Raw genomic sequence first — 16,667 nt, 5'->3', positions numbered from 1 at the left:
GCGAGACGGTCAGCGGTCCTCGCTCGGCATGGGCTGCGCCGGACGACCCGACGCAGTCCATTGGTCGGACGAGAGCGGTGCGGCCACGGCTTCGAGCGAGCGTCGTTCGGCCGCGACGCCCCAGCGCGCGGCCACGGCGGCGGCGATGAGCATGAGGGCCGCGCCGATCAGGTAGCCGACGAAGACATCGGCACGCCGTTGCGTGTCGATGAGCCAGCCGAACAGCGCTGGCCCGGCGACGCCGCCAAGCAACGTGCCGATCGCGTAGAACACGGCGATGGCGAGCGCACGGATTTCGAGCGGAAAGGTCTCGCTGACCGTGAGATAGGCGGAGCTGGCCGCCGCCGACGCGAAGAAGAAGATGACCGACCAGGCAAGCGTTTGTGTGAGCGTGGTCAACAGGCCTTGCGCGAACCACCATCCGCTCAGCGCCAGTAACGCGCCTGCGATAGCATACGTCGCGCTGATCATCACGCGTCGGCCGAGCACGTCGAACGCGTGACCCAGCACGATGGGGCCGAGCACGTTGCCCGCTGCGAACGGCAGCAGATACCACCCGACACTCGCCGCCGGCACGCCGTAGAAGTCCGTCAGGACGAGGGCGTAGGTGAAGAAGATCGCGTTGTAACAGAACGCCTGTGCTGTCATGAGCGTGAGCCCGACGAGCGAGCGGCGGCGGTACGTATGCATGAGCGTGTGCCATACCTCGCGTAGCGGGGTGGCGTGGCGCACGCGCAGCCGCAAGCGAGGGCCGTCCGGCACGGGCAGCGCATGGCCGCGTTCACGCAATGACTGCTCGATGCTGCCGACGATGGCTTCTGCGTCCCGGGTCTGTCCGCGAAGCATCAGCCAGCGTGGGCTTTCCGGCACCCACATGCGCATCAGGAGAATGCCGAGCCCGAGGGTGGCGCCGATGAAGAAGCAGGTTCGCCAGCCCCAGTCTGCCGGTAATGTGCCGGGGGCGAGCAGCACGATCGAGCCGGCCGCACCGAGCGCTGCACCGACCCAGAAGGTGCCGTTGATGACGAGATCGGTCCAGCCACGCACACGCGCCGGTGTGAACTCCTGAATGGTCGAGTTGATGGCGGTGTATTCACCACCGATGCCTGCCCCCGTCAGAAAACGGAACGCGACGAAGCTCATGAAACTCCACGAGAATCCGGTGGCCGCTGTGGCGGCGACGTACAGGAGCAGGGTGATGAAGAAGAGTTTGCGGCGTCCTAGCCGGTCGGTGAGCCAGCCGAAGCCGAGGGCGCCGAGCACGGCGCCTGCGATATAGGCACTGCCGGCGAGGCCCACTTCGGCGTTCGTCAGCGCGAGCGCGGGGCTGGTCTTGAGCGCACCGGCGACGGCGCCGGCGAGGGTGACTTCAAGACCGTCAAGCAGCCAGGTGATGCCGAGGGCGACGACGATCAGGGTATGAAAGCGCGCCCACGGCAGGCGGTCGAGGCGGGCGGGCAGGTCGGTCTCGACGATGGGCGTCGACACGTTGGGGTGTCGTGGGTCAGTGTCTGTCGTGAGAGCGGCTTTGCGTTTCACGTAGCGTCGATCCAGATCGACTCAGCCGGGTGACGCTCTTGAATTGCGGTAACTGCGATCCTGGAGCGAGCAAAAAACACCATTGGCGTCTCCGTTGTGGTGCGGCAGCGTGCCAACGAACCTTTGGCACCGTCAAAGTTGATATAAATCCTGCCCTCGTTGAGTGATTTTCGTAATGGCGCCTCAAGCATTCCGGTAGCGACAAGCGCTACAAGTTTAGCTTCTTCGCTATTCATAGCTTCTTGATAGCTTCACCGACGTGAACGTTCTCTGTCGGTGGCAATGCGATGAATTCCCGTGCGAGCGCGCGGCCGAGTCCACCGCACAACACCGTCGGCGACGCGCCCTCTCCCTAGTCCGCGACCCCGCTTGACGCGGCAGTCCTGAGAGGTTCCGGTCGCGTCAGGCTTCAATGAGATCTTCCCAATATTCCATTGAGAGCACGTCTTGGACGGTCATATGCGACGGGCAACCGCTATTGCTTGTTCTTCATTGCCGCCATCGCTTCCTGAAAGCCTCTCATATATTCGAGGCGAGTCTGTTCCGCGATGCGCTCCCATTGCTCCTGCGGCAAGCTCATGGCACTCGACGGTTGTGCGAGACCGCTCTTTGCATTCAGTCCTGCCATCATCGCGGCCATACCGTGAAGATTGATCCAGCGATGATCATAGCTATGCGGTGTCTTACGGTCCCACGCAACCACCTCGGGAATCAATGCTTCCAGTTTGGAGACGTCCTTGAACATGTACTGATTTATCAGTGGGCCATACCTGTTATTCAGACCGCTAACAGCTGATTTCGCCGTTTTGTCAGCGCAGCGATTTGCATCGAATCTCGCTCTAAGCTGGCCTGCGTAAAACCAGAAGGCGCCTTCATCTTGCTTTCCATCCTCGAACAAAGCCTGAGATAAAGCATAGAAGACTGGCGGTGCATAATTTTCAGAATGCGCCACAATTTCGTCTGCGGCTGCACGCTTTTCGAGCGGCGTTCCTTTCGCAAATACCTGCAAAGCTTGATTGGTTCGCTGGGTGTCGATCGTCGCATAGTCGCCAACAGGTGCAACCGTCACCGTTTCAGCCGACACTTGGGCACAAGGCAACAAGCAAATCAATAGTGTGAGGATGCCCGCGATTTTTTCTGTCACGTTCATGGAGTCCGGTTCCTGTTGTCGGTTATTTTCGGTGAGATAGGTCTGCTTCCGGCCGATATCCGTCTGACGTGACTGGCGAATCTCGACCCATTGCTGCCATTAGGGTCTCGATAGATAAAGTCGGATTTGCAGCGGTTACAGTCGTTCGGCTGCTCCGGCCGAGCTCACGCTTTCGGCCCTCTACCAGTTACTGACTCGCTCGGACTTGGTCCGACGAACGGTCGATCCGAATTGCACCGCTATTCACTGACGGGTCCGGCGGCCATAAGCGAGAACATCGACTTGATCTCGGTGTCCGAGATTTCGCCAGCCGCCGCCTGCGGTCCGGCCTGCTGATAAGGATCGGTGTCTTCTTCGCCCTCCCGCTCTTCGAGAGTCTCGCGGCGACTTTGAATGTCTTGCATCAATGCCGCGTCAGTACGGACGCCATACGTCGTTGCTGCGGAGACAAGGTCTTCGCGAAACGTATCGAGTTCTTGACTGGAGGAGATGTCGGAAAGCTTGCCCTCAATTCCAAAGATAAACCCTCGCAGCGCGTTGCTCGCTGCGCTGCGGACCAAGCTTTTTTCCGTCAGTGGCTCAAGTGCGCCAGCAATGCTTGTGATGTCGTCGATTGCCAAGTCCTCACCTGCATTTGCGAGCATTTTTGCCGCTGCAGTGGTCAGGGCTTCGCAGGCCGGAACTAGAAGGTCGTCCGTCCGAAAGTGAAGCCGCTTCAACTGCCGCAGGGAAAACAGGCACTCGTAGAAATCTCCTGGCTCGATTCCCTGCGAGATCAAATCGTTGACTGCCCTGTCAAGGACAGCCTTGATATGAAGACCCGGCAAGTGTTCGCGCATCTCAAGGATGTGCCGCAGGGAGGCGATCGCGGTTGTTCTATTGTCGCCTTGGATGCGGTCCATGGCGGCCATCCATAGATCATGTTCGCCGAATTGATCGCGACACTTCGTAATGTTTGTCCTGAAAAAATTCCATGCGCTTCTGAACTCGTAGATCGTCGAAACGGATCGCACAACAACGGGAAGCAACTGGTCGTCGATGAAGACACTGCTCAGGAAATCGCGAATGCCGGGGTTTGCGAAGGAAATTTCTTGATCTCCGACCGTAACAAACGATCCGCTCAGTTCCTTCAATCCTGTACGGAAACGCGAAACTGCCTCCGACGAAGCGATCTGGAGCCCTGCGTTTACGGTGATTCGCTTGAACAGTTGCAAACAGAGATCCATTCCTACATAGGGCCCGGTAAAGAAGGTGGCCCACAACAGACATCTTGCATCTGCGCTCAGGTGCGATCGATACGGCCGCTCCCAGAGTTCCGAAGGGTTGTCTAAAACACGAAGGACAGTGGCTTGGATGGATTCGTCGCCTACAGAATAGTAGTCTGCGGAAGTCAGCAACTCGATCAAGCGGGGGCTGAAGTTACGGTGGTCGATCATCTTCAGGAAGAAGTCGCCGTCCAGGAGCTTGGCCTTTTCCTCATCGACCAGATCTGAGAAGTAAATGTGGTTGAAGACAACTTTGGCTTTGATGATCCGCGTATAGACCCCGACGTTCAGAATCATTTCGCTTGCCTCCACTCGTGGCGACGAGAGCTTGTCCGACTGGATCTGCGCCTGGTTGAGCAGGTACAGCCTAGTCGTCAGGATGAAGCGAAGATCCTTGTTGTTTCGAAGCCGATCCAGGAAAACGGGCAGACGCTGATCCACCTTGCCCAACAGTTCGTTGGTCAGACTGATCTGACCCAGGAAATCGTCGAGGAAGATGAGTCGCTTCTCGCCGGCTGTACTGACGGCCATCGCCTCCTGCAGGTCGTCCACGACAAAGACCTTCCAGTTCTGCTCCATGTGGAGCCAAAGCAGCATTCGGCCAAGGGTGGTCTTTCCGACACCCGGCTCGCCCGCAATGATCAGCGCGCCGCGGTCCTCCAGGATCGTCTCCGCCTCGGCCACACTGGCGTTGTGCACGAACTTGGGAACAAGTTGCTTGATGCGGGCCACCTCGGCATCGGTCCGGTTGTAGACCGCGCTGTGCAAGATTCGCTCAAGGACTTCCGTGCTGGTCAACCAAAGCTTGAAATGCTGACGCAGCACGTGTGGATGGAGGCCCAGAAAGTTGTTTAGGTCCTCGCGGCCTATGACGTCTCCGGCACTGACCGGCGTGGACGGCATCGCTTGAATGATTTTGCGCTTCAGTTCCGGGGTAAGCGATAAGGACGTGACCAGGATGTACCGGCTCGGAGCCAGATTCAGGACTTTGCGGTCCTCCTTCATCGCTGCCCGAAGAAGGCCTCTTGGCCCTCCCTCCACATGATGCTTGACCTGCACTACGACATCCTGGTCCGCCATGGCGAAGCGGAAGTCGATTCCACCATCCTTGCCGGGGCCAAAGCTCTCCATCGTGATGCCCAACTCCGCTTGCAGCAGGTCACGAACGAGCAGTTCGAAATCGATCGGCGACAGAGTGCGAAAGTCGTACATGCCGTCAAGCCTCAGTGGCCGCGATCAGGGAGTCCATATGAGGCTTGTCAGTCTCGGTGATGGCATCTATCAGGTCCTTGACCGCATGCTCGAGGTCGAAGATCAGCTCGTTGTTTCCAGCGAGCCGGTCCAGCGTGTTGCCGTGGCTGAAGTAATGGAAGATCTTGAGGATCCGCTTCGCACGCTCGACCCCGAACAGAATTTCGGCCCGCTCGTCGACTTGTTCCGAATCTTTCGGCCCAGGAAGCCTGGAGTACGTATAGAGCTCGATGAAGCGCCTCATGGCGTTCGGCAACAGCATCAGCACTTCGTGGACGGTCTTGTCAGGCGCCTTGTGGAAGCGATGAATGACCTCAAACAGGAAGTGATATTCAGACTGATAGCGTGCGAGCGAGGCCGGCATGTCTTCCAGCGTGGAGGACTTCTCGGCGATCCTTCTGATCAGGTAGAGCCGGGCCCCCTTGTTGCTCGCCACGGGTTTGATCTCTCTGAGCAGGTTGAAGAATTCGAAGTTGTGCGTGGAGATGAACAGTTGCTTGCAGGTGGTCTGCCAAGGCGCGTTCTTGTCATGCTGCTTGAAGAACAGCGCTCGGATGGCAGCGGTCACCTGAAAGATGTGATTGGCATCGAGACTTGAGATGGGATCGTCGATGTAGACGATGGTCTCCTTGAATTCCGTTGGCTTGATCTCCTGGAGCTTTGTCAGGAAGTATGAGAAGGCAACTGCCGTGCGCTCCCCATCACTCAAATTCTTAGCAACGGCTCCCGTCTTCCGGATCAGTTGAAAGCGGTCCTGGCCTGCCGCATCCTTTACGACCTGGATCTGGACGGCCTCGCTCCCCAGCATGGACGCCAAGCGTTCGTTGATCTTTTCCCGGCCTTGTTGTGCCTGACTGATCTGAGCTTGAAGATTACTGATCTCCGGCCGCAGTCTTGCGACATAGGCCTTCAGACGGTCGGACCGACTGGCGAGTCGCGTCTTTTGTTGTTCCAGGCCTATGGCCGCCTGGTCGTCCTCGAATTGCTGGACGTAGTGGTATCGTGCCTTCCTCAAGGCATCGGCTCTTGCCTTAATGAAGTTGGAGGCCAACTCGTTGTTCTGCTTGATGACAAGGTTGACCGCTGCAACCGCGTCCCTGATCCCTTTTTCCAGGCCGGCAGCCAATGGCGTGGGCGTCATGGCCTTGCGAGAGTTGTCAGCCTTGAGTTGCACTTCGTCTGCGAGTTTCCTTACAGCCTGGTTGAATGCGTCGATGGCTGCGGGCAGCGCTTCAATGGCGGCGGTGTAGGCTTCGCGAAACTGAGCATTGAGTTCGGCGGCCTTAGGCCAGCTCAGGTTGAAAACAGCCACCTTCACACGCACAAGAAGACCATCGACCCGCTCCTTGTGGTCTGCCAGATCCTTCGAAAAGTGTGCGCGAAAGGCTTCGAGGCGATCCTGAGAAAAATCGTTCCCGCAGAACTCGCACGTTCCCGCACTAGGGTGCAGGGCCAGGCCGCCTTGGACCCAGCGTTCAACGGCAGGATTCTCCTCAAGGTGTTTGATAGTGTTGGAGAAGCTTGGCGTTGCGGCCAGAACCGTGACGGCCTCCTTGTGGAGATTCTCGATCGACGGAGCAGCGCTCAGTTCCTCGACCGTGCTCGGCTTCTTGGAGTCAGGCGTCAGCGCGAGTTCGATGGCATCAGCGAGTTCCTTCTCCGGCACGAGCTGGGAATCAAGAATGCCGACTGCGACAAGATCCTGCCCGAGATGTGCGGCCGTATAGGGATCAACCTTCAAGTGTTGGCGGATGAACTTGGCAGTGTCGGTCTTGGCCTGCGCGATCCGCGTCGTCAGTTCTTCGAACTTGCCGTCCAGTTTGCGTTGGACCTCGTCCGAGCGCTTGATCCGCTTGCTAAGCTCATCGATTTTCCGTTGCGCATCCTCGGATTCCTTGCCCAGCAGCAGGATGGGGTTGAAGCTTCCGCCATCGAAGTGCAGATTGGCGCGGACGAAATCGGAATTGAAGACCCGAACAGACAGACTGCACCGACTGAAGTTTTTCTCGGTGATCGAATCATCGGCAGTTCCAAGTGTGAATTCGCAGCCGGACAAATCAGGATTGGCCGATTTGGTCTCAAGCTGAGCGAACAGGCGGGAGAGGGTGGTCTTCCCAGAGTAGTTCCAGCCATAGATGAGATTCTTGATCCCGAAGTCTTGTGTGCCTGTAGGCTTGCTGTAGCTTTGATAGACGCCAAGCCCCCTGATCTTCTCGATGCTCTTCAGCATGTCGCCTCCTTGATCTTTGACGCAAGCTTACCGTAAGCGTTTGGAGACCACACATTGCGGAAGTGAAGGTCCGCTTCATGAGGTAGCCGACGTTCATCGTTTAGCGGCGAGCGTCGCATACCAGCCTAAAACGGACGCCGCGTCGCATACTCACAATGACCGCATCTGGCCGACAGTTGCCATTGCGGACAGAACTGGCACACAAACTGACCGAATGCCAGCCCCCGGAATTTTCCCGGTGCACCCTGTAAATGGCGTAAACATTGACCCTACACCCGGTTATCCAATTCCAATTGGTTGACCTTGGCCTCGTGAGCAGCGCTATTTTCTCGCGTCTGAATAGCTGGAAATGAGTTGCTTTGCTACTTCCGCTGTCGCCTGGTGCTTCGTGTCTTGTGCCTGGTCTGGTATCGAGTCCAATATCTGCATCGCCATCCCAACCGCATTGATGCGTGCTAATACTTGAACAAATTCAACCGCCTGTTGGGATGTTGCCTTGTAAAGCACGAGAAGTGAGCTGCCGACAATCGTCACTATCGAGCCAGTCGTTGAGGAGATGACGGTCAGCCATTTCTCATTTCCGTTTGTCGAGTACGAATATAGTCCCCATACAATTAGTGCAAAACCGAATATGAATAGCATGAGTGCTAAACCAAATATCCAAGTTGACTGAGAAAGATTAAGGTCAATATGCCTCTCCAGTCGAGCGCGCGCAACATCCCATGCGGGAGCAATGCTGTGCGGGGCTTCTTTAGCTGCCAGTTCGGCACTCGCAACCTTCATATCTCCTTCAAGCTTTCTAAACTTGATGCCGAACTCGCCCCCCGCAATTGTCAGAATGCCCGTGCAAAATGCAGCGACTAGTGTGGCATTCTGAAGCAGGGATCGCTTTTCGCCGTCCGAAAACGCACTCAGCAAGCCGAGAGCAAGAGTGAGTAAAAACGAGAAAATTGCTAGTCCGAACGCGATGTGCCAGAGGGTTTCTAAACTGCGTCGCCGTTTGTCGAGCACCGTAGATTTTTCGAACTTTTGGAGCGAGTCTTTGATGTTGTCCAAGTCTTCCGCCATGGTGTCCCTTGGTGTGATGAAGTAGTAACTGCGATTGAACGAATTTTAATTGATGCCACAATCGAAAGTTCATTAAGGCTTGGGTTTGCGGGGCGATTCTGCTGAAACATCCGAGGATGTGGAACTTGTTTTTTTCCGAAACATTGCGACTTTTTTGGGGCAACGCTATACGAGAGCGCTCGTGAACCGCCGCTTTCAATTTTGTCGAAGGACACTGCCACCATCGCCGAAGCTCGCAAGTCCCTGGGTCGGAGCCGGTGCAGGCTCATCGAGGAAAAGCAGCGGATCGGACCTACCACCGGAGATGGGAAAAGCCAATCCATTCTTCTCAACGTCCGCTTCAACTTTACAACGTCGTCTGGCATGATCATCGCTCAATAAACTAGCTTGGCGGGGATATAAAGGTGGAAGAGCACTACGAGGTCGTGACAGATGTCGCCGAAATCGCGCGATTGAACAAGCAACTTGCGAAGCACTTGCGCGCGGCTCTCCCCTACAAGGAGAGCCGCGAGATAACCTACCCATCCGGTCACCAAGCCGGCATGGTGTACTTCGAGGCGCAGACGGGCACTGCTCTCCGAGCTTGGTCAGTGGGCTCCGATTCCGACAAGCTCATGAACTTATTGCTTTCAGCCGATCCCGGCAGCACAAAGTGGATCGAGATAGCGGTGCAGTTGAATTTTCCGGCGGGTACCTATAACCGGCGCATGGCCGGCGCTTTTATCAGGGATGCCGATGGCGAGATTTTCGTGGCGCACCGGGGCAAGCTGACGAAAGGTCGGGCGGGACTTCCAAAGGACAAAGTGTTCCGCGAATTTGCGGCCACGACCGTCGAAGCGGCTGATCATCGCAAGAAGACCTCGAGGGTCATCTTGATCGCCGGGCTAAACCACCCTGAACTGGTCGACCGGTTATGGGAATTCGCCGAGGAAGCCCGAGAAGTCGCGACGCGCCTAGGAGAAGAGTTGCATGGAGATGGGGAAAGCGAGTCTGTCAGCACGAGACCTCGTGGCCCCAACGGTCCTAGTGGGTCAAACGGGGGAAAAGCGAGCGCCCCGGCACCCACTTCTCCCCCCGAGCGCATTCTGAAGCTGCGGGCCTACTTCGACGAGTATTCCGGGGAGGTGAGCACCAAGGTACATGGCGGCGGCAAACGCACCGTCGAGCACGGCGCGATTGTCCGAGCCCTGGAAGCACGACTGAGAGGCGGGGGGGAGAGCCAGAAAGCACAAGCCATTGATCTGGCTATCGTCGCGACGTCTAGTATTGATCTATTCGAGGTCAAGACTTCGGCTCGGACGACGGATGTGTACACAGGTGTAGGGCAGTTGTTGATCCACGGCGAGTGCATTAAGGACGAGCTCGGGATCTCAGTGAACCGCTACCTAGTCCTCCCGGAAAAGCCGAAGGCCAGTCATAGCAAAGCGATTTCAGGCAAGCCAAATATCAAGGTCGTCACTTACCAGAAAGTCGGTTTAACGTACGAATTCAACGGTTTTAGCTGACCTCGTCGCAGTCGCGTCGTAGACGGAGACTCACACGCCTACGACGCTTTTCTTATCCTTCATTTACTATGTAATGCTTACTAACGGAGGATTTTTAATTTCCGTTGAAGGTCTGGATGGTGCGGGCAAATCCTCTGGAGTACCGGTCCTCCAAGAAGCACCCCAAGCAAACGGTTACAGCGTTCTCGTTACCCACGAGCCTGGCGGTGGTCCAGTCGGCGAACATAATCGCGAACTCATACTCCACCACGATATGTCCCTGCAAACAGAACTGCTGCTCATCGCGGCAGCTCGAGCCGAGCACGTCGAGCAGGTGATCTATCCGCGTTGGGGCGTGGAGAACCCAGTGGGGCTAAACGAACGACCTTGTTTTTTTCATGGGGCCTCTTCATGACGAACATCCTCGCCTAAAAGAGTGTTTGGATTGACTGGACCACTACACTTCTGGCCGATGATCCCGTCCTGAAAAATACTGCCCTCGTACACCGCTGCATTTTTCCTACTCACTAGCCACTAAACTCCGCGATGAATGTTCAGTCCAACAATGTTCCGTTATTCGAGCTACTCCTTGAAAACGCTGACACGACATACTTTGAGCAGATCAAAGCAAGCGAGGAAGGTTGGTTTGTGGAGTTCAAAGCCGCGTGCCCTGATTCGCAAAAATTGGCGAAATCTGTGAGTTCGTTTGCTAATGCCTATGGCGGCGTCCTATTAATCGGAGTTCAAGAGGATGCAAAGACTCGCCGCTTTGAACGATTTTCTCCTGTGACGCGAGATGACGCTGACTCAACAATTACTCGGTTACGACAGGCAATTGAAGCACATCTGCAACCTTGTCCATATTTTGAGACTAGAGCGTTGGAGATTCCTGAGGTGCACACAGACATTGCTGAGCGATGGATCGTCGCCATCCGGGTGCCCAAAGGGAAGCATCCTCCTTACCTGCACAGTAGCGGAGTGGTGTACACGAGAAAAGGTGATTCTGCATCGCCGACCTCACTGAATGACCTAGGCCTTCTCGATCGCCTTTGGGGGGAAAGCAAAGAAAAGCGCCAAGCGGTCGGAAAACGGCTGGAATTCCTTAGTGATCAATCAAGATCCGCTTTTCCTCGGTTAGAAATTGCGTTTCACGCAACTCGCGATGGCGTGGCTCCCGCTCGCGAAATAAGCTTCGAGGAGTTTCAAAAAGTAGCCGCAGCTCCTGTGGCGTCCAATGGTGTTGCGCTTCTCGCCAATTGCTACACCATTGGCGGCGGTTATGTCGCACGTCATGCAGGTGATGATGTGGTACCGATCGCTCCCCTTTGGGAGTACGACGTCCGCACTGGTCTTCACTATATTTGCCTGCCGTTAGCGTCACGCATGTGGCGCGGCGACGCGTCCGAAGTTGCTGCAAACGGCCATTGGCCTCAACAGGCTTTAGTTGACCATCTTGTTTCGGTCTATCCACACTCAAAACAAGAACTGCTGGTCTTGGATCTCGGCCCGACGCTGTACTTTTTGAGTGCCATCCTGTTCATGGTAGCCAAGCTTTATGAAGGGACCTCAGACAAACTCAATTTGCGCACAAATCTAAAAGCAGCTTCAGTAAGGCACAGTGTTCCTTACCTCGAGCTCCCTCGCTTCGCGCGACGACTGGCAACGGGAAAACTTCCATATCTTCACCGTGATGTTGACTTTCTTTACCCCCTCGATGTCCCCGAAAACTGGCTCCCTGTTGAGTTCGAGGGTAACGTCACCCCCATCAACGGACTGAATCTTGAGATCCCGAATTCCATCGGATTGTTTGTGCGTATAACCCGAGCACTAGGAATTCCGAGCGAGGTTACGGTAGGAGGCTCCGAAGACATTGATGAGGGCGCCATGACGGATATATCTGCTCTCTTCGGGAGACTCGCGGGTTCGAGCTTCTCCTTCACATTGGTCGAAAATCCCAAATCACGGTGACCAAACTGGACCGGCCAGCCTTTCGTAGACATTCGCATACACCGTCACCCCGAAGCGGACACACTCACGCAGAACGTGAATGTCTTCTCTTGGCCGACTACGGTCACACCTGAAATGCCGCCTTAGACCCACAGCCGAGATGCAATGCTGAGGTTCGGCGCTACGGATAATTGCGCGGATAGCACGTTGCTTTCCTCCGGGCCGAGTGTCTCTTGGCGCATCTCCACTTGTGGCAGTACCGACGCGAGGCACGGCATCCTCACTCCGTCAAACGTTTCGCGAAAGCAAACTTCCAAGCGGGAGACGTGGGTGCGGCTGTCGGATCGCCACACCCACGAGGCTTATCTCAAGACGCCGCAACGTCCAGACGAGACGGATCGATTTCCAGTGCGGTGCGACGGTGAATCTCGCGATGCGTGGCGTCGTCGACATCGCTGTCGACGGCGCTCGACGACTTGCCGGAGCGAGCAACTTCGTTACGCAGCACCGAATCGAGGAGTGCCATCAGGTCGCTGCTGTCCGAGGTCGAGTGGGGTGTCGTCACGTCGCTCACCAGCTTGGCCATCTCGAAGCGCTGTACCTGCATCGATTGGCTGGCCGCGCGATGGGACGCCGCACGCGCAAGCATGCCGTCGCGATAGCTGACGTTGACGTCGGTGCTCGCCGTGTCCTGCACCTTCACATATTCATAGTTCTGTGACTTCGGGTCGGTCGTCAGATTCAACGGCACACCGGCCCAGAGCGAACGATGATAGCTCGCCGTGAGCGTGGCTTGCGTGTGCTGCTCAAGGGTGCGATTGAGCGCGTCCTTGCCGCCGATCTCCGTTTGCTGCGAAATCTGGTAGTTGAAGCCGTCGATCTCCTGCGGACGCAACGGATTAGGGGCCGACGTCGCTTGCGAAATCGAGGCGCTGAAATCCGCCAGACCGCTCAGCACCGCCTTGTCCGCGCTGCTCAACGGAATGCGGGGCAGCACCGGTGCAGGCGGGTAGTGCGTGTTCAGCCCGGAAAACGCGGCCTTGAACATGGTCATGAGCGAGGCATCGCCGTTGCCACGCGTCTGAGCCGTGTCGAAGCGGGCGAGCCATGCGTCGAGTGCGGCGGCCTGCGCCTTGGGGCTGCCGATTGCCTGAAGGTTCTTCAGATCGACGTTGACGTCGAACTTGCCCGTTGCACCGTCGACATGCACCGCGCGTTGCGTCGCATCGGCGTGGAACGAAATCGTCTGCGGCGACGTGCCGTTGGCGCCGAGCGTGGCCGACAAATCGACCGACTTGAGCACTGAAGAGTTGAATCCCGTCAGGGCACTGAAGTCGACGACGGGCGGTTGCTTCGCCAGACCGTTCACTGCGCCCTGGAAGGCCTCCGCCAGCTTACCGAGTTGATCGCGCTCGGCATCGGTGAGCGTACCCTTGGTAACGGAAAACTCTGCGGACAAGCCGTCGTCGCTGCTGCCCAGACGGACAGTGACCAGCGCACCGCTGGCGGTCTTGATCGTCAGCGCGAACTGGTTGTCGGCGTTCGATTGAAGCTGTGCCTGCTGGAGTGCGAGTTCGTCACCCGCGGGCGGCGTGGGCGACGTCGAGCGAAGCACGGTTTGCGAATACGACGTGGCGCCGCCAGCGATGGCGTCGAGCAACTGGGCGCCCACCTTGTCGATACGGTTGCCTAGTGCGGACGTACTGGCGTTGCCCAGCATCAGCAGCGAAAGCGGGTCGCCCGGTACGTTCTGCCAGTGCAAGGTAGCGCCGTTCGCGACAGGTTGGCTATACGTCGGCCAGTTCGGCACAGGGGACGCTTGCGTAAGCGTGACGCGTGTCGAGCCGGCAACGCTCGAGGTGCCGGCGGTCTGGGCATCGAGCGCTCGCTGACTCGCAGCACGCGACGCCATGTCGCTGGCAGTCGGCGTGAGCAGGTTGACGAGGTTGTTGGCAGTATTGATAGACGTCATCGGGGGGCGTGTCGTCAAAGAGGTCTTTTGTAAGCCCGCGTAAGGAATCGGGGCCGATCAACAGGATTAACGACTAGTGAACGTCAATATTTAGGGATGCCTGTCAATTTCGGTGGGCGGCTTGCGTGACATGGGCGCATCGTGGCATTATGCATCATCAAAAGTTACGTAAACGGACGAAACCAATATGCGTCACGACACAATTGCAATGTTTGACGAGCATGCGACCACGTATGACCAGACGTGGCGAGCAATGGCGCCGTTGCGCGACGCACTGCAACTGGTGATCGACAACGTTTTCGCCCGGCTGCCGGACGACGCGACGGTACTTTGCGTCGGGGCGGGAACCGGGGCAGAGATTCTGTATTTCGCCGAGCGCCATCCGGGGTGGCGATTTACGGCGGTCGAGCCGTCCGGGCCCATGCTCGATGTTTTCCGCGAAAAGTCGCGGGCACACGGTATTGCATCGCGGTGCGTGTTCCATCATGGCTTTCTGGAGACGTTGCCGGACGGGGCGCCGTTTGATGCCGCCACGTCGCTTCTCGTCTCGCAGTTCGTGACCGATCCGGCGCAGCGCCAGGCATTTTTCCGCAGCATTGCTCAGCGGCTGCGTTCGGGCGGATGGTTCGCGAGTGCGGATTTGGCGTGCGACATGACGTCGGATGCCGGAAAACGCCTGCTCGACGTGTGGTTCGAGATGATGTCGGTAGCGCCGGAGATGCGCGAACGGGCGAAAGGTCTCTATGGTGCTCAGGTGGCGGTGGTGCCGCCGGATGCGGTTGGCGACCTGATTCGGGAAGGCGGCTTCGACGATCCGGTGCGCTGCTTCCAGAGCGGCCTGATTCACGCGTGGTTCGCGCGACAGTCGCTCGAAGCCTGATACCCCGGAGGGAATGCGATGCGAAGCGACAGCCGTTTATCCCGCATGCTTCATGTACTGCTGCACATGGCGCGGCACGATACCCCGTTCACGTCGGAGCAACTGGCGCAGATGCTGGGGACCAACCCGGTCGTGGTGCGTCGCACAATGGCGGGTCTCCGAGACGCTGGCTATGTGAGCTCCGGCAAAGGGCGCGGCGGCGGCTGGTCGATCGCTTGCGATCTGCGCGATGTGACCTTGCTCGATATCCATCGCGCCGTGGGCGGACCGCACCTCTTTGCCATCGGCGTGGAGAGCGACAACCCGGAATGCGCCGTCGAACGCGCGGTGAATGCGGCGCTCGACGGCGTGTTGCGTGACGCCGAGGCGATGCTCATCGCCCGGTTGGGGGCGATATCGCTGGCCGACCTGGCGCAGGATTTCGACGGGCTTTGTCGTCAGCATGAGCAAGCGCCGGGCTAAGTGCCCCGAGCGGCATCAATCCGCCCCCACAAGGCTCACGCCCGCCGAAGCGGCGTGATGACGTCGTGCGGGCACCGTGTCATTTCGCCGCCAACTGCGCTTTGATCGCCGCCTCGGTCTTCTCGTAGTCGCCTTCACCGAAGTGCGTGTAGACGATCTTCCCCGACTTGTCGACCAGATAGAACGCAGGCCAGTAGAGGTTGTCGTAGGCCTTCCATGTGGCGTATCGATTGTCCTGTACGACCGGGTAGGTGATGCCGAAACGGCGGATGGCGTCACGCAGATTGCCCGTGTCCCGCTCGAACGCATACTCAGGCGTATGCACGCCGACGACGACCAATCCCTGATCCTTGTACTTCTGGTACCACTGCTGGACATGCGGCAATGTGTGGATGCAGTTGATGCACGAATACGTCCAGAAATCGACCAGCACGACCTTGCCGCGCAGTTGCTGCAAGGAGAGCGGCGGGCTGTTGAGCCAGTTGTCCACACCCGTGAATTCCGGCGCGACGCCGCCGGTCATCGGGCGAGCCTGCGACGGGCTGCACGCGGTAAGTCCCGTCAGGGCGAGGGCGACAACGGCACTTCTGAGTAACGTCAACATGGCAGTGTTCTCCTGGGAGCGAGGCAAAAAAGGCGGCGGCTTCGTGGTGCCGGTAGCCGTATTTCACCGCCGGGGCGTATCTGCCATGTGTGCAAAAAGCCCCGTTTCGGCAATGTCTTGTATCGGGGCGGCCGCCAGATACACAGAGATACAAACGGGCGAGGACACCCGGGCGCGAAGCGGGCTATAAAGCCATCTATGCACCATCCTGCGATTGCGCCGCCGGCGCGCGCCTTCTCTCCGGGAGTTACCCCATGTCGTCCGAATTGCTGCAAGGTTCCTGCCACTGCGGGGCCGTCCGTTTCGAAGTCAGAACGCCGGTTGAGCCGGCCGCGCGCTGCAATTGCAGCCTCTGCCGTCGCAAGGGCGCCCTGATGACGCCAGCGTTTCCCGAAGCCGATCTGCACATCCTGTCGGGCGAGGAAGATCTGACCTGCTATCAGTTCAACACCCGCGTCGCACGCCATTACTTCTGTAAGCACTGCGGCATTTACACGTTCCACGCCTCGCGTACGTCGCCGGGGATGTGGCGCGCCAATATCGGCTGTCTCGAAGGTGTAGATCCGTATGCGCTGAATGCCTCGGTTGCCGACGGTCAAAAACTCTCCGTGGTGGAGGACGCATGAAACGCCTGTTGAGCGTGTTGGCCTTTCTGGCGGGTGGCCTGAGCGTCGAGGCAGTGCATCCGTTGCAGTGCGATCTGGCCCCGTCCAGCCGCCGCATTACGCCCGAAACGGAGCGCGCCCGCCGCCGCGCAGGCCCGGGTGTTTCGGGCGACGAAAACGGCGGTTCGCCGCAACGGGCGTCGCTATAAT

15 protein-coding genes are annotated in these 16,667 nt (G+C 57.9%); 7 read left to right on the top strand and 8 right to left on the bottom strand.

Going from position 1 to position 16,667, the window contains the following annotated elements:
- Window positions 1–9: 9 nt before the first annotated feature.
- From ABWO90_RS00365 to ABWO90_RS00340, 6 genes are all read right to left on the bottom strand, one after another.
- Window positions 10–1,488 (bottom strand): MFS transporter, encoded by a 1,479-nt coding sequence (locus ABWO90_RS00365; RefSeq protein ID WP_353189212.1) that lies wholly within the window; start codon window positions 1,486–1,488, stop codon window positions 10–12.
- Window positions 1,489–1,535: 47 nt separating this feature from the next.
- Entirely contained in the window at window positions 1,536–1,775 is a 240-nt protein-coding gene (locus ABWO90_RS00360; RefSeq protein WP_353189211.1) for a hypothetical protein, read from the bottom strand.
- Window positions 1,776–2,014: 239 nt separating this feature from the next.
- Window positions 2,015–2,689 (bottom strand): hypothetical protein, encoded by a 675-nt coding sequence (locus ABWO90_RS00355; RefSeq protein ID WP_353189210.1) that lies wholly within the window; start codon window positions 2,687–2,689, stop codon window positions 2,015–2,017.
- A 239-nt stretch (window positions 2,690–2,928) separates the two neighbouring features.
- Window positions 2,929–5,166, bottom strand: a complete 2,238-nt coding sequence (locus tag ABWO90_RS00350; protein WP_353189209.1) for an nSTAND3 domain-containing NTPase — start codon at window positions 5,164–5,166, stop codon at window positions 2,929–2,931.
- Window positions 5,167–5,170: 4 nt separating this feature from the next.
- On the bottom strand, window positions 5,171–7,435 hold the full coding sequence (locus tag ABWO90_RS00345) for an AAA family ATPase (protein WP_353189208.1): 2,265 nt from the start codon (window positions 7,433–7,435) through the stop codon (window positions 5,171–5,173).
- 321 nt (window positions 7,436–7,756) lie between these two features.
- The gene (locus ABWO90_RS00340; RefSeq protein ID WP_353189207.1) at window positions 7,757–8,503 is read right to left on the bottom strand and encodes a TRADD-N-associated membrane domain-containing protein; all 747 of its coding nucleotides are present in this window, start codon (window positions 8,501–8,503) and stop codon (window positions 7,757–7,759) included.
- A 404-nt stretch (window positions 8,504–8,907) separates the two neighbouring features.
- On the opposite strand from ABWO90_RS00340, the gene ABWO90_RS00335 reads away from it, so the two are divergent.
- From ABWO90_RS00335 to ABWO90_RS00325, 3 genes are all read left to right on the top strand, one after another.
- Entirely contained in the window at window positions 8,908–10,008 is a 1,101-nt protein-coding gene (locus ABWO90_RS00335) for a hypothetical protein (protein ID WP_353189206.1), read from the top strand.
- Window positions 10,009–10,081: 73 nt separating this feature from the next.
- On the top strand, window positions 10,082–10,402 hold the full coding sequence (locus ABWO90_RS00330; RefSeq protein ID WP_353189205.1) for a dTMP kinase: 321 nt from the start codon (window positions 10,082–10,084) through the stop codon (window positions 10,400–10,402).
- A gap of 131 nt (window positions 10,403–10,533) precedes the next feature.
- On the top strand, window positions 10,534–11,955 hold the full coding sequence (locus ABWO90_RS00325) for an AlbA family DNA-binding domain-containing protein (protein ID WP_353189204.1): 1,422 nt from the start codon (window positions 10,534–10,536) through the stop codon (window positions 11,953–11,955).
- A 346-nt stretch (window positions 11,956–12,301) separates the two neighbouring features.
- On the opposite strand, the gene ABWO90_RS00320 is transcribed toward ABWO90_RS00325, so the two are convergent.
- A complete protein-coding gene (locus ABWO90_RS00320) occupies window positions 12,302–13,906 on the bottom strand; it encodes a hypothetical protein (protein ID WP_353189203.1) in 1,605 nt (534 codons plus the stop codon).
- 208 nt (window positions 13,907–14,114) lie between these two features.
- Here ABWO90_RS00320 and ABWO90_RS00315 point away from each other — a divergent pair, with 208 nt between their 5' ends.
- Window positions 14,115–14,786, top strand: a complete 672-nt coding sequence (locus ABWO90_RS00315; RefSeq protein ID WP_353189202.1) for a class I SAM-dependent methyltransferase — start codon at window positions 14,115–14,117, stop codon at window positions 14,784–14,786.
- A gap of 18 nt (window positions 14,787–14,804) precedes the next feature.
- Window positions 14,805–15,248 (top strand): Rrf2 family transcriptional regulator, encoded by a 444-nt coding sequence (locus tag ABWO90_RS00310; RefSeq protein ID WP_353189201.1) that lies wholly within the window; start codon window positions 14,805–14,807, stop codon window positions 15,246–15,248.
- 79 nt (window positions 15,249–15,327) lie between these two features.
- On the opposite strand, the gene ABWO90_RS00305 is transcribed toward ABWO90_RS00310, so the two are convergent.
- Window positions 15,328–15,852: a thioredoxin family protein gene (locus ABWO90_RS00305; protein ID WP_353189200.1), complete on the bottom strand. Its 525-nt coding sequence runs from the start codon at window positions 15,850–15,852 to the stop codon at window positions 15,328–15,330.
- Window positions 15,853–16,106: 254 nt separating this feature from the next.
- On the opposite strand from ABWO90_RS00305, the gene ABWO90_RS00300 reads away from it, so the two are divergent.
- Both ABWO90_RS00300 and ABWO90_RS00295 read left to right on the top strand, forming a co-directional pair.
- On the top strand, window positions 16,107–16,478 hold the full coding sequence (locus ABWO90_RS00300; RefSeq protein ID WP_353189199.1) for a GFA family protein: 372 nt from the start codon (window positions 16,107–16,109) through the stop codon (window positions 16,476–16,478).
- Window positions 16,475–16,666 carry a hypothetical protein gene (locus tag ABWO90_RS00295; RefSeq protein WP_353189198.1) on the top strand — a complete coding sequence of 64 codons (192 nt, stop codon included), beginning with the start codon at window positions 16,475–16,477 and terminating at the stop codon, window positions 16,664–16,666. Before ABWO90_RS00300 ends, ABWO90_RS00295 begins: the two co-directional genes overlap by 4 nt.
- The last annotated feature ends 1 nt before the right edge of the window (window position 16,667 follow it).

The organism is Pandoraea pnomenusa, from assembly GCF_040391475.1.
Taxonomy (GTDB): Bacteria; Pseudomonadota; Gammaproteobacteria; order Burkholderiales; family Burkholderiaceae; genus Pandoraea; species Pandoraea pnomenusa_C.
The sequence above is the reverse complement of the archived record's forward strand: the minus strand, read 5'-3'. Positions and strand labels throughout refer to the sequence as shown.